Origin of the sequence: Streptomyces sp. NPDC059787 (assembly GCF_042732315.1) — a bacterium.
Classification (GTDB): domain Bacteria; phylum Actinomycetota; class Actinomycetes; order Streptomycetales; family Streptomycetaceae; genus Streptomyces; species Streptomyces atrovirens.
The window spans coordinates 65,610-78,608 of record NZ_JBHWHX010000037.1 but is presented as its reverse complement, the minus strand read 5'-3'; the positions used below and the strand labels follow the sequence as shown (position 1 = coordinate 78,608).

General features: G+C 73.2%; 10 protein-coding genes and 1 rRNA gene. 6 read left to right on the top strand and 5 right to left on the bottom strand.

Annotated features, from left to right (window positions below; all coding sequences use genetic code 11):
- Window positions 1-93 (top strand): 5S ribosomal RNA (gene rrf / locus ACFV5H_RS28505); the annotation flags it as partial.
- A 103-nt stretch (window positions 94-196) separates the two neighbouring features.
- Here rrf and ACFV5H_RS28500 read toward each other — a convergent pair.
- The 5 genes from ACFV5H_RS28500 to ACFV5H_RS28480 are packed head-to-tail and all read right to left on the bottom strand — an operon-like array spanning window position 197 to window position 5,798.
- Window positions 197-1,507, bottom strand: coding sequence for a DUF58 domain-containing protein (locus ACFV5H_RS28500; RefSeq protein WP_385057410.1), 1,311 nt, complete (start codon window positions 1,505-1,507; stop codon window positions 197-199).
- The gene (locus ACFV5H_RS28495; RefSeq protein WP_385057412.1) at window positions 1,507-2,496 is read right to left on the bottom strand and encodes an AAA family ATPase; all 990 of its coding nucleotides are present in this window, start codon (window positions 2,494-2,496) and stop codon (window positions 1,507-1,509) included. The genes ACFV5H_RS28500 and ACFV5H_RS28495 overlap by 1 nt, the downstream gene beginning before the upstream one ends.
- Window positions 2,496-3,698 (bottom strand): DUF4350 domain-containing protein, encoded by a 1,203-nt coding sequence (locus ACFV5H_RS28490; RefSeq protein WP_385197859.1) that lies wholly within the window; start codon window positions 3,696-3,698, stop codon window positions 2,496-2,498. Before ACFV5H_RS28490 ends, ACFV5H_RS28495 begins: the two co-directional genes overlap by 1 nt.
- A complete protein-coding gene (locus tag ACFV5H_RS28485) occupies window positions 3,695-4,447 on the bottom strand; it encodes a DUF4129 domain-containing protein (protein WP_385197857.1) in 753 nt (250 codons plus the stop codon). The genes ACFV5H_RS28490 and ACFV5H_RS28485 overlap by 4 nt, the downstream gene beginning before the upstream one ends.
- Window positions 4,448-4,451: 4 nt before the next feature.
- Entirely contained in the window at window positions 4,452-5,798 is a 1,347-nt protein-coding gene (locus tag ACFV5H_RS28480) for a glycerophosphoryl diester phosphodiesterase membrane domain-containing protein (RefSeq protein ID WP_385057418.1), read from the bottom strand.
- Window positions 5,799-5,938: 140 nt separating this feature from the next.
- On the opposite strand from ACFV5H_RS28480, the gene mtnA reads away from it, so the two are divergent.
- The 5 genes from mtnA (at window position 5,939) to ACFV5H_RS28455 (ending at window position 12,902) form a co-directional block, all read left to right on the top strand.
- Window positions 5,939-7,087 carry an S-methyl-5-thioribose-1-phosphate isomerase gene (gene mtnA, locus ACFV5H_RS28475; RefSeq protein WP_385057419.1) on the top strand — a complete coding sequence of 383 codons (1,149 nt, stop codon included), beginning with the start codon at window positions 5,939-5,941 and terminating at the stop codon, window positions 7,085-7,087.
- Window positions 7,088-7,091: 4 nt separating this feature from the next.
- Complete coding sequence (mtrA, locus tag ACFV5H_RS28470; RefSeq protein WP_004930665.1) at window positions 7,092-7,781, top strand: two-component system response regulator MtrA; 690 nt, start codon at window positions 7,092-7,094, stop codon at window positions 7,779-7,781.
- 1 nt (window position 7,782) lies between these two features.
- On the top strand, window positions 7,783-10,146 hold the full coding sequence (gene mtrB / locus ACFV5H_RS28465) for an MtrAB system histidine kinase MtrB (RefSeq protein WP_385057421.1): 2,364 nt from the start codon (window positions 7,783-7,785) through the stop codon (window positions 10,144-10,146).
- Entirely contained in the window at window positions 10,106-11,944 is a 1,839-nt protein-coding gene (locus tag ACFV5H_RS28460; RefSeq protein ID WP_385057423.1) for an LpqB family beta-propeller domain-containing protein, read from the top strand. The genes mtrB and ACFV5H_RS28460 overlap by 41 nt, the downstream gene beginning before the upstream one ends.
- 76 nt (window positions 11,945-12,020) lie before the next feature.
- Window positions 12,021-12,902 (top strand): ComF family protein, encoded by an 882-nt coding sequence (locus ACFV5H_RS28455; RefSeq protein ID WP_385057425.1) that lies wholly within the window; start codon window positions 12,021-12,023, stop codon window positions 12,900-12,902.
- Window positions 12,903-12,999 lie beyond the last annotated feature (97 nt).

Below are 12,999 nucleotides of genomic sequence, written 5' to 3'. Positions count from 1 at the left end.
ACGCCCGGTTACATTCCGAACCCGGAAGCTAAGCCTTACAGCGCCGATGGTACTGCAGGGGGGACCCTGTGGGAGAGTAGGACGCCGCCGAACAAATATTGGGAAAACCCCGCACCGTACCGGTGCGGGGTTTTCTGCGTTTCAGGGCCGACGGAGCTCACGGAGTCTTGGAAACCTCGACCCGCCACCCCGTGAATCACAGACGCCCAGCCGCCTTCAGAGCCAGATACGCGTCCGCGAGTGCCGGCGCCAGTTCCTCCGGAGTCGCGTCCACAACCGTGACGCCATGGCGGCGGAGCTGTTCCGCGGTGCGGACGCGTTCCGTGTGGGCCTGGGCTGCCGCCGCTGCCTCGTACACCGCATCGGTGTTTCCGCGTGCCTTGGCCATCCTGGCGATGTGCGGGTCCGCCACCGAGGCAACGAGAACCGTGTGGCGTTGGGTCAGCCGGCTCAGGACGGGCAGCAGGCCCTCCTCGATGGGAGCGGCGTCGAGCGTGGTGAGCAGCACGATCAGCGACCGGCGGGGGGCCGTACGGAGCGCCGTCGCCGTCAGTCCCCGGGCGTCGGTTTCGACGAGCTCGGGTTCGAGTACGGCCATGGCGTTGACGAGGGACGGCAGGACGTCGCCCGCCGTGCGGCCCTGGACGAGGGCGCGCAGGCGACGGTCGTAGGCCAGGAGGTCGACGCGGTCACCGGCGCGGGAGGCGAGGGCCCCGAGGAGCAGGGCCGCGTCCATGGAGGCGTCCAGGCGGGGAACGTCGCCGACACGGCCCGCAGAAGTGCGGCCGGTGTCGAGGACCAGCAGGATGTGACGATCGCGTTCGGGACGCCAGGTGCGTACCGCGACCGCGGACTGGCGGGCGGTGGCACGCCAGTCGATGGACCGGGTGTCGTCGCCGGGAACGTACTCGCGCAGGCTGTCGAACTCCGTTCCCTCGCCTCGGGTCAGCACGCTGGTGCGGCCGTCCAGTTCGCGCAGCCGGGCCAGTTTGGACGGCAGATGCTTGCGGCTGGTGAAGGGCGGGAGGACGCGTACCGTCCACGGGACCTTGTGGGCGCCCTGGCGGGCGAAGAGACCGAGAGGGCCGTAGGAGCGGATGGTGACGCGGTCGGCCCGGCGGTCACCGCGGCGGGTGGGGCGCAGACGGGTCGTGACGCGCCGGCGTTCACCCGAGGGGATCGTCAGGAGGTGGCGGGAGGCCGCCACCTCCGTACCGGGCTGCCAGCTGCTGGGGGGCCAGGCGTCGCGGATGCGGGCGCGCAGCGGGCGGCTGGACGAGTTGCTGATCGTCAGGGTGACGTCGGCGGTGTCGCCCAGGCGTACCGAGGTGTCGCCGGAGCGGGTCAGGCCGAGGCGGCGTACGGGGGCGGCCAGGGCGAAGTCGCAGGCACAGGCCACCGCCAGCGGGGCGTTGACGGCGAGGATGCCCGTCCAGCCGGGTTCCCAGATGCCGACCGGTAGGGAGCCGAGGGCCGCGAGCAGGGCGGCGCGTCCGGTGAGTGCCATCAGCGGGGGACGGGGACGTGGGCGAGGATCGCGTTGATGACCGAGTCGGTCGTGACGCCTTCCATCTCGGCCTCCGGGCGGAGCTGGACGCGGTGGCGCAGCGTGGGCAGGGCGAGGGCCTTCACGTCGTCGGGGATGACGTAGTCGCGGCCGGTCAGCCAGGCCCACGCGCGGGCGGTGGCCAGGAGCGCGGTGGCCCCGCGCGGGGAGACACCGAGGGTGAGGGACGGCGACTCGCGGGTGGCGCGGCAGATGTCCACGACGTAGGCGGTGATCTCGGGGGAGATCGTCGTTTCTGCGACCGCGCGGCGGGCGGCTTCCAGATCGGCGGCGTTCGCGACGGGGCGTACGCCGGCGGCGCGCAGGTCGCGAGGGTCGAAGCCCTCGGCGTGGCGGGTGAGGACGTCGATCTCGTCCTGGCGGGAGGGCAGGGGGATGGTCAGCTTGAGGAGGAAACGGTCCAGCTGGGCCTCGGGGAGGGGGTAGGTGCCCTCGTACTCGACCGGGTTCTGGGTCGCGGCGACCAGGAAGGGGTCGGGCAGGAGGCGGGGGGTGCCGTCGACCGTGACCTGGCGTTCCTCCATGGCCTCCAGGAGGGAGGACTGGGTCTTCGGGGGCGTGCGGTTGATCTCGTCCGCGAGGAGGAGGTTGGTGAAGACCGGGCCGGGCTGGAAGGAGAACTCGGCGGTGCGGGCGTCGTAGACCAGGGAGCCGGTGACGTCGCTCGGCATCAGGTCGGGGGTGAACTGGACGCGCTTGGTGTCGAGTTCCAGGGTGGCCGCGAGGGCGCGGACGAGGAGGGTCTTGGCGACACCGGGGACGCCTTCGAGGAGGACGTGGCCGCGGCAGAGCAGGGCGACGACGAGGCCGGTCACCGCGGGGTCCTGGCCGACCACGGCCTTGGCGATCTCGGCACGCAGGGCTTCCAGGGAGGCCCGGGCGGCGGCCGGGTCCCCGGTGTGCGCGGCGTTGTCAGTGGTCGGGTCCATCATGGACGGCGTACCTCTCTTTCGAGGGCGTCGAGGTGGTCGGCGAGCTGGATGAGTGCTGCGTCGTCGCCCGGGGGCGGACCGAAGAGGAGGGTGTGCAGGGACTGTCCGTCGCCCTGGAGGTGGGCGGACAGCGCGGGGAGCAGGGCCTCGGGCGCGTGCGCCTGGGACACGGGAATGCCTACGAGGGGGGCGAGGCGCGTGCGGGTGGTGGAGCGAAGAGCGGTGGCCGCGCGGTCGCGGGCGTTCGCCTTGCGGTAGAGGCGGGCGCGGCCTTCGACGGTTTCGGAGGCGCGGATCGCCACGGGGAGTTTCTCGGGCACCAGGGGGCCGAGTCGGCGTGCCCGCCAGAGGGCGGCCAGTGCTGCCGCGATGAAGAGTTGCAGGGTGCCCCACAGCCAGCCGGAGGGGAGCAGGTCCAAGAATCCGCGCTCGCCCTCTTCGGAGGCTGCGGAGGCGTCGGCGAGCGAGGGGAGGTACCAGACCAGATGGGGGCGGGAGCCGAGGAGCTGGAGGGCGAGCGAGGCGTTGCCGTGCTCGTCGAGGCGGTCGTTGAGGAGGATGTCGGGCGCGCCGAGGAGGACGGTGTCGCCGTCGCTGTCGCCGGAGGGGTCCGGGATGCGCAGCAGGGTGGCGAGGCGCTCGCTGGGGTAGCACTCGTCGGCGGTGAGGTGGGTGGTGGTGTAGCGGATGCCGCCCAGGTCGGCGGTGCCCGCGCGGCGGGCGGCGGGCAGGTCGCAGTCGGGGGAGAGGGTGGAGTCGAAGCTGGTGGCCGGGTCGGCGGTGACGCCGGGGGCGAGCCGTTCCGCGGAGGCGCTGCCGGCGGAGACCAGGACGGTGCGGCCGCCGGAGCCGGTGGCGGCGGAGTGCAGCCGGGACTGCTGGGGCCCGGTCAGGAGATCGGGGACGGCGACCAGGAGGGTCGTGTCGGGGCCGGCCGCGGCGGTGGCCTCGTCGAGGGTGGTGACCACGCGCGTGTCCACCCCGCGGTCGGCGAGGAGTTCGGCGACGGCGCGGCTGCCGTAAGGATCGGCGGAGCGCGGGTCGAGTTCGCCGTGCCGGGCGTCGGAGCGGACCACGGCGATGGCGACGGCCGCCGCGATCAGCAGCACCAGCGCCAGGGCGATGCCCCGCGCGCGGGTCCACACCTGGCGGGCGGTGGGCGAGGCCGAGGTGGACGGGAGCGTGACCTCGGTCGTCATCCGGCGGCTCCCTGGCGGGTGTTGGTGTCCGTGCTGTGGGTGCTGCTGGTCGCGAGCTGTGGTTTGGTGCGTTCCAGGTCGCGGTCGAGTTCGGCGAGCCGGCGGTACGACTGTTCCGTGGCGGCCCGGCCGCCGTATGTGACGTCGTTGAAGGAGCGGGCGGCGGTGTGCAGCCGGTCGGTGTGGGCGGGCAGGGCGCGGCCGGCCTCCGCGGCGGCCTCGTCGGCGGTGCGGCCGGGGCGGAGGTCGAGCAGGGCGCGTTCCTCCAGGGCGCGGACGACGGCCCGCATGCGTTCCTGTACGGCCTGGTTCCAGTGGCCCTGGGCGGCGTGCGCCTCGGCTGCCGCGCGGTGTTCGGCGGCGCTGCGGGGGCGGTCGTCGAACAGGGCGGGGGCCGAGGCCGGTTCGCGGCGCGGGGTGCCCAGGCGCCACCACAGGGCGCCCACGACGGCGATCACGGCCGCGATGACGACGACCAGGCCGAGCGTGCCGCCGGGTGTCGCGGTGGAGGCGGCGCCGAACAGCTCGTCGACCCATTCCCAGAAGGTGTCGAGGGCCTGCTGGAACCAGCTGGGGTCGTTCTCGTGGTACATGCCTTTGGACAGTTCGCGCCTGGCCGCCTCCCGCGCGGGGTCGCGCGGGATGGTGACGGGCGGCTCGTCGTCGCCGCGCAGCAGCAGGCGTACGACGGTGTCGGCGGCCGCGGGCAGCGCCTGTACGGATGTGAGAACTCCCCCCGTGGCGGTCACGCCATCAGCTCCCCGGGGTGGTGCCGGGTCCGTGGCCCTGGACGCCGGCGGCGCGGGCCAGTTCGAGGTCGAGGGCTTCGCGGCGGATGCGCTGGTCGACGTAGAGGAGCACGGTGACGCCGGCCGTGATCGGGAACGTGATCATGGCGCCGATGACCGAGCCGATGCCGCTGACGATGAGGAACGTCCAGCCCATGTCGCCGCCGGCGCTGTTGAGGAAGCCGGAGACGCCGTCGCCGCCGACGGCCGCGGCGAGGAAGGTGAAGGGGATGACGATGATCGACGCGACGACGTTCGCGATGATCGTCGCGAGCAGCTGGATGCCGAAGACCCGCCACCAGGAGCCGCGCACCAGTTTGGCGGAGCGGCTCATCGCCTTCACGATGCCCTGTTTCTCCAGCATCAGTGTGGGCGAGGCCAGCGACAGGCGGATCATGAGCCACAGGGTGACGACGACGGCGCCGATCAGGCCCAGGACGGTGAGGGCGATGCCCGCCCCGCTGTCCGTGGCGAGGGTGACGAGGAAGCCGGGCAGCGCGCCGACGGTCATGATGCCGACGGTGATGAGCAGCAGCAGGCAGATCAGTCCGAACAGCTTGACGATCTGGGGGCGTGCGTCGCGCCAGGCCTCGCGGGTGGTGACCGACCTGCCGAGTACCGCGCGGCTGGTGACGGTCGTGAGCAGGGCGGTGGCGGCGACGGTGCCGACCAGGGTGACGAGGAAGACCACGCCGGAGTTGAGCAGGGCGTCGCCCATGGCGTCGGTCAGTTCGCCGAGGGTGGCGCTGGGGTCGTCGAGGACCGCGGTGCTGGAGTTGTCCAGGGCGAGGCCCTGGAGCAGCACGACGACGATCTCGGTGAGGACGGCGACGGTCAGCGAGATGCCGAGGACCGTGCGCCAGTAGGTGCGCATGGTGGAGACGGCGCCGTCGAGGATCTCGCCCACGCCGAGAGGGCGGAGCGGGATGACGCCGGGCTTGGCCGCGGGCGGGGGGCCTCCCCAGTTGCCTCCCCAGGCACCGTACCCGCCGGGTCCGCCGTGACCTCCGTAGCCGCCGGGCCCACCAGGTGGCGGGGTGCCCCAGCCCGGACCGGGCGGCGGGGACGGGGGCGTCTGCCCGGGGCCTGTGGGGCCGGGCGGGCCGGTGGGTGCGGACCACTGGGCGGGCGGTGGCTGTTCCTTCGACCACTTCACGCCCGGGTCCTGCGGGGCCTGGCCCGGCTGTCGGGGCTGGTCGGCGGGGTGCCGGGGGTCTGGACGGCCGGCGGGCTCGGCAGGGCCGGACGCGCCCGGTTCCTGCCCTTCGGACGGGGCGGATCCGGGCGAGGCCCAGCCCGGAGTGTCGTTCATCGTCGCTCCTTCACGGTGCCCGTCCGCGGTCGCGGCGGCGGCTTGGCTGCCATCGTGCCATGGGGTGGTCATCAACCGACCTGCCGAGGTGAGGGCTGCGTACCTTCAATTGTCCGCGTGACAGGGGGCAGACTGGCCGCATGGCTGATCAGTACGCACACAGCGGCGACAACAAACGGCCGACCGAGATCCCGGCGCTGCGCTGGGAGGAGCCGCCCGAAGGCCCCGTCCTGGTCCTGCTCGACCAGACGAGGCTGCCTGCCGAGGAGGTCGAACTCGTCTGTACGGATGCGCCGGCGCTGGTGGAGGCGATCCGCTCGCTCGCCGTGCGCGGTGCTCCCCTGCTGGGCGTCGCGGGAGCCTACGGCGTCGCGCTCGCCGCCGTACGGGGCTACGACGTGGACGACGCGGCGGCGGCGCTGGAGAGCGCCCGGCCCACCGCGGTGAACCTCGCCGTCGGCGTACGCCGGGCGCGCTCCGCCCACCAGGCCGTCCTCGCCCGCGGCGGGGACGCCCGGCAGGCGGCCGGGGCCGCGCTTGCCGCGGCACGGCAGCTGCACCGGGAGGACGCCGAGGCCAGTGTCCGGATGGCCGAGCACGGGCTGGCGCTCCTCGACGAGCTGCTGCCCGGCGGCGGGCACCGGATCCTCACGCACTGCAACACCGGTTCGCTGGTGTCGGGCGGCGAGGGGACGGCGTTCGCGGTGGCGCTGGCGGCGCACCGGGTGGGACGGCTTCGGCGCCTGTGGGTGGACGAGACGCGTCCATTGCTGCAAGGTGCTCGCCTGACGGCGTACGAGGCGGCCCGCAGCGGCATGGCGTACACCCTGCTCACCGACAACGCGGCGGGATCGCTGTTCGCGGCGGGTGAGGTGGACGCGGTGCTCGTCGGCGCGGACCGCATCGCGGCCGACGGTGCGGTGGCGAACAAGGTGGGGAGCTATCCGCTCGCGGTGCTCGCGCGGTACCACCATGTGCCGTTCATCGTGGTGGCACCGGTGACGACGGTGGATCCTCAGACGCCGGACGGGGCGTCCATCGAGGTGGAGCAGCGTCCCGGTCATGAGGTGACCGAGGTCACGGCACCGCAGGTGCCGGTGGCCGGAACGGAAGCAGGAGGGGGGATTCCGGTGGCGCCCCTGGGGACCCAGGCGTACAACCCGGCGTTCGATGTGACGCCGCCGGAGCTGGTGACGGCGATCGTCACCGAAGAAGGTGCCGTTTCGCCCGTGACGGCCGAGGCTCTGGCCACGCTGTGTGCCAGGTCACGCCAGGTCACGATTAGCTAATGGGATGATGTCGTTTATGAAGGGACGAGTCCTTGTCGTCGACGACGACAGCGCACTGGCCGAGATGCTCGGCATCGTGTTGCGCGGTGAAGGTTTTGAGCCGTCTTTCGTAGCCGACGGCGACAAGGCGCTGGCCGCTTTCCGCGAGGCCAAGCCCGATCTGGTGCTCCTGGACCTGATGCTGCCCGGCCGGGACGGCATCGAGGTGTGCCGCCTGATCAGGGCGGAGTCCGGGGTGCCGATCGTGATGCTCACGGCGAAGAGCGACACCGTCGATGTCGTGGTGGGCCTGGAGTCCGGGGCCGACGACTACATCGTGAAGCCGTTCAAGCCGAAGGAGCTGGTGGCCCGTATCCGGGCGCGGCTGCGCAGGTCGGAGGAGCCGGCGCCGGAACAGCTCGCCATCGGTGACCTGGTGATCGACGTGGCCGGGCACTCCGTGAAGCGGGACGGGCAGTCGATCGCGCTGACGCCGCTGGAGTTCGACCTGCTGGTCGCGCTCGCCCGCAAGCCGTGGCAGGTGTTCACGCGCGAGGTCCTGCTGGAGCAGGTCTGGGGCTACCGCCACGCGGCGGACACCCGGTTGGTGAACGTGCATGTGCAGCGGCTGCGCTCCAAGGTCGAGAAGGACCCGGAGAAGCCGGAGATCGTGGTGACCGTCCGTGGTGTCGGATACAAGGCAGGACCGAGCTGACATGTCCGGTGACAGTGCCGCTTCGGCGCCCGGCCGGTCCGGGGGCCGTCCGGGGCGGCCTGTCGGCCGGAAGACTCCGGGCTCCCGCTGGGGGCGCCTGCTCGACGGCGGGCTGCTGCAGGGCGGGGTCCAGGGCAGCCCGGTGATCCGGCTGTTCGTGCGGTGGGTGCGCCGGCCGCTGCTGCCCGTCATGCGGCTGTGGCGGCGCAACATCCAGCTCAAGGTCGTCGCCACCACGCTGCTGATGTCGCTGGGCGTGGTCCTGCTGCTGGGCTTCGTCGTCATCGGCCAGGTGCGCAACGGTCTGCTGGACGCCAAGGTGAAGGCGTCGCAGAGCCAGGCCACCGGCGGGTTCGCGGTGGCCAAACAGCAGGCCGAGGAGGACGTGAGCGTCACGGGCGACGACGGCGCGGCGGTGGACGGCCGTTCCTCGCAGAGCGTCATCCAGTGGATGAGCGACCTCGTGGAGTCGCTCTCCAGCGGTGGCCAGGGCGCCTTCGACGTGGTGACCCTGCCCGCGGGCGACGAGAGCGGCAGCGGACGCGGACCGCGTGCCTCCGGTGAGGTCAACCCGACGGCGAGTGTGCCGGCGGCGCTGCGGGAGAGGATCGACACCAGCGCGTCGGCGGCCCAGAGCTACACGCGCATCGTCTACGACACCAACAAGCCCTCCCAGCCCGGCCTGGTCATCGGCAAGCAGGTCAACGACCCCAACGGCGACCCGTACCAGCTGTACTACCTCTTCCCGCTCACCCAGGAGGAGAAGTCGCTGAGCCTGGTCAAGGGCACCCTGGCGACCGCCGGGCTGTTCGTCGTCGTACTCCTCGGGGCGATCGCCTGGCTCGTGGTGCGCCAGGTCGTCACGCCGGTGCGGATGGCGGCCGGGATCGCCGAGCGGCTGTCCGCCGGGCGGCTGCAGGAACGTATGAAGGTCACCGGCGAGGACGACATCGCGCGGCTCGGCGAGGCGTTCAACAAGATGGCGCAGAACCTCCAGCTGAAGATCAACCAGCTCGAGGACCTGTCGCGGATGCAGCGCCGGTTCGTGTCGGACGTGTCGCACGAGCTGCGGACGCCGCTGACGACGGTGCGGATGGCCGCGGACGTCATCCACGAGGCGCGCGAGGACTTCGACCCGATCACCGCGCGGTCGGCGGAACTGCTCGCCGACCAGATCGACCGGTTCGAGTCACTGCTCGCGGACCTGCTGGAGATCAGCCGGTTCGACGCGGGCGCGGCGGCGCTGGAGGCGGAGCCGATAGACCTGCGCGAGGTCGTACGGCGGGTGGTCAGCGGGGCTGAGCCGCTCGCCGAGCGCAAGGGCACGCGGATCAGGACCGTCGGCGACCAGCAGCCCGTCGTCGCCGAGGCCGACGCGCGGCGCGTGGAGCGGGTCCTGCGCAACCTGGTCGTCAACGCGGTGGAGCACGGCGAGGGCAGGGACGTCGTCGTCAAGCTCGCCGCGGCCGGCGGGGCGGTGGCGGTGGCCGTGCGCGACTACGGCGTCGGGCTCAAGCCCGGTGAGGCGACCCGGGTCTTCAGCCGCTTCTGGCGGGCCGACCCGGCACGCGCGCGTACCACCGGCGGTACGGGGCTGGGGCTGTCCATCGCCCTGGAGGACGCGCGGCTGCACGGCGGCTGGCTCCAGGCGTGGGGCGAGCCGGGCGGCGGCTCGCAGTTCCGGCTGACGCTGCCCAGAACCGCGGACGAGCCGCTGAGGGGGTCGCCGATCCCGCTGGAGCCCAAGGACTCGCGGCGCAACCGCGGGCCGGACGACACCGGTCTGCCGCGCGGCGGCGGGGACGGCGAGAAGCGCGCGACGGTGCCGGCGCGGCAGGCGGGCACCGACGGGCCGACGCGGGATCCGTTCGCGCTGAGGCCGTCGACCGCCACCCCGACGGCCGACCCCACCGCGCTGCCCGGCAGCGGCGCACGCGTGGTGGCCCGGCCCGCCCCACCGGCACGAACGGGCAGCACACGGATGACACCGGGGGCGCGGAACACGACCGCGGACGGCGATGACGGGTTCCCGGAGACCGGCGGCGGCTCCGGGGGACGACCGGACGACGGGCACGACGGAGGTGCGGAGGCTTCCGCCGCGAGTGGTGACGGCTCGGGCCAGGGGGCGCGGGCCGGGCACGGTGGCTCCGTGCGGGAGCCGGACGCCGGCCGTGGCGGGGGCTCGGGGGTGTCGGCCGCGGAGAGCGGCGACGGTCCCGGGCCGGGCGCGGACGGTGGCCGTGACCGGGATCCGGGGGCCGGCCGGGAGTCGGAGCGCGGGGCCGGGGCGGCCGGCGGCGAGGGCGGTCGGAGTGCGGCGCGGGATGCGGACAGGGACGGGGAGGCTTCGCGTGGGCGGCGGTGAGCGCGGCCGGGGGGTGCCGGTGCGGACGGTGGCGTACGTCGCCAGTGGGGTCGTTCTGCTGGCCGGGTGTGCCTCCATGCCCGACAGCGGGGATCTGCGGGGCGTCGAGTCGACGCCGCGGCAGGACACACAGGTGCGGGTGTTCGCCATGCCGCCCAGTGAGGACGCCACCCCCACGCAGATCGTGCAGGGCTTCCTGGAGGCGCTGACCAGTGACGACCCCGACTACAAGACCGCGCGCCAGTATCTGACCCGTGAGGCGGCGAAGACCTGGAAGCCGGAGCTGTCCACCACCGTGCTGTCGGACGGGCCGGGCGCCCAGGCCGACAGCACGGACCGGCAGGACACCGGTTCCCTGTCCTACACGCTGACCGGGACCAAGGTCGCCACGGTGGACGCGCAGCAGTCGTACGCGCCCGCCTCCGGGCCCTACGACGAGCTGGTGCATCTCACGAAGGACGCCAAGAGCGAGCAGTGGCGCATCGACGCGGTGCCGCAGGGCGTCGTCATGGGCAAGTCGGACTTCCAGCGCAACTACATGTCCGTCAACAAGTACTACTTCGCCTCGGACAGCGCGGGAGCGGCGCCGATGACGGTCGCCGACCCCGTCTATGTGCGCAGTCACGTGGACCCCACGACCCAGATGGTGCGCTCCCTCGTCGAGGGGCCCACGGCCTGGCTGGACCCCGCCGTCAGGAGCGCCTTCCCCGCGGGGACGGCGTTGCGGAAGGGCGCCGGTCCGCTGACCCCGGACGACCGGGGCAGACTGACCGTGCCGCTCAACGACAAGGCGGCCGAGGTCGACACCGGCCGGTGCGAGGAGATGGCGGCCCAGCTGCTGTTCACGCTGCGCACGCTCAGCCCCGCGGTGGACGAGGTCGAGCTGCGGGCCGGCGGCGGGCAGCTGTGCTCGCTCGCCCAGAACGGGGTCGAGCTCGTCGCCACCCGGGGCGCGCTGGACACGCCCGACCACCTGTACTTCGTCGACGACGAGCACCGGCTCGTGCGGATCACCGCGGGCAGCAGCGACACCGCGCCCGCGCCGGTGCCCGGTGCGCTGGGCGAGGGCGAGAAGGCGCTGCGGTCGGTGGCGGTCGCCCGGGACGAGCGGACCGCGGCCGGGGTCGCCATCGACGGCAGGTCGCTGTTCGTCGCCTCGCTGGTGTCGGGGAGCTCCCTCGGGGAGCCCGTGCTGCGCAGCACGGGCAAGACCGAGGAGGACAGGCTGACCACGCCCAGCTGGGACGCGCAGGGTGGCCTGTGGGTGGCCGACAGCGACCCCGCCGACCCGCGGCTGTACTTCCTGGAGGAGGGCGCGGGTGAGCCGGTCGAGGTGCGGACGCCGGAGCTGGACGGCCGTGTGCGGGCGGTCCGGGTGGCCGCCGACGGGGTGCGGATCGCGCTCGTCGTGGAGAAGGACGGCCGGAGTTCCCTGGTGATCGGGCGGATCGAGCGGAACGGCGGAACGGGTGAGCAGCCGGTGGTCACCGTGCTGGACCCGCACTCCGCGACGCCGGTGCTGGAGCAGGTCACGGCCATGTCCTGGGCCGGGGACAGCCGGCTCGTGGTGGTCGGACGCGAGCAGGGAGGCGTGGAGCAGATGAAGTACGTCGAGGTCGACGGCTCCACGCCGGACGTGCCGCCGCCCGCCGCCCTGACCGGCGTCAAGGCCGTCACCGCCTCCGAGGACGAACAGGCGCCGCTGATGGCGTACTCGGTGGACGGGATCGTACGGCTGCCCTCGGGCGCGCAGTGGCAGAAGGTGACGGAGGGGACCGCGCCGGTCTACCCGGGATGAGCCGGGTCGGCCGGACCCGTCCCCCGGGTTATCCACAGGGGTGGCCGGGTGCGGTGGGTGTTGGCACAGTGGTCCCATGCGGGACTGGTGGCAGGACCTCACCGACCTGGTGCTCCCGGCCGAGTGCGGCGGCTGCGGCAGAGCCCGTACGGTGCTCTGCGCCCGGTGCCGTACGGCGCTGAGCGGGGCCGTGCCGTGCCGGGTGCGGCCGGTGCCCGAGCCGGCCGGGCTGCCGTCGGTGCACGCGGCGGCCCGGTACGCGGACGAGGTGCGCGCCACGCTGCTGGCCCACAAGGAGCGGGGCGCCCTGGCCCTCTCCGGACCGCTCGGCGAGGCGCTGGCGGGAGCGGTGCGGGCGGGACTGGCAGCGGTCCGTGCGCCGTGCGCGGGCGGCGGCCCGGTGCTGCTCGTCCCCGTGCCCTCCGCACGGCGGGCGGTGCGGGCGCGCGGTCATGACCCCGCCCGACGGATCGCCTACGCGGCGGCGGGTGAGCTGCGGCGGGCAGGGGTACCCGCACGAGTACTTCCCGCACTGCGGCAACGGCGGGACGTGGCCGACCAGTCGGGGCTGGGCTCCCGGCAGCGGCTGGCCAATCTCGCGGGCGCGCTGACGGTGGTGCAGGGGTGCGGCCGGCTGCTTTCGGCGGGCCGGGTCGTCCTGGTCGACGACCTGATGACGACCGGGGCGTCGTTGGCCGAGGCGGCGCGCGCCGTACGGGCGCGGTCGTGGGCCGTGTCACCGGATCGGGGCGCCGAATCGAGTATTTCGGGGCCCGCGCCCGTGTACTGGGGTGAGACACGGGAAGGGAGAGGGGAACAGCAGAGCGGGCCAGTTCAACAGTGGACGGGTCGGCGGTCGGGTCGGCCGCCGGTCACGGCGGGCGCGGGCAGCGCCGACGGGATGTGCGCGGCCGTCGTCGCGGCGTCTCCGGACGCTTTCGAAATAAACCGGAACTGACTGAGAACGTGCGTCGTTACAGGTAATGAGATGGTTAATTCATGAGAATGGAGGTATGGCGCGGTAGAGGGTGACGACATCCGTCCGGGCGAGATAT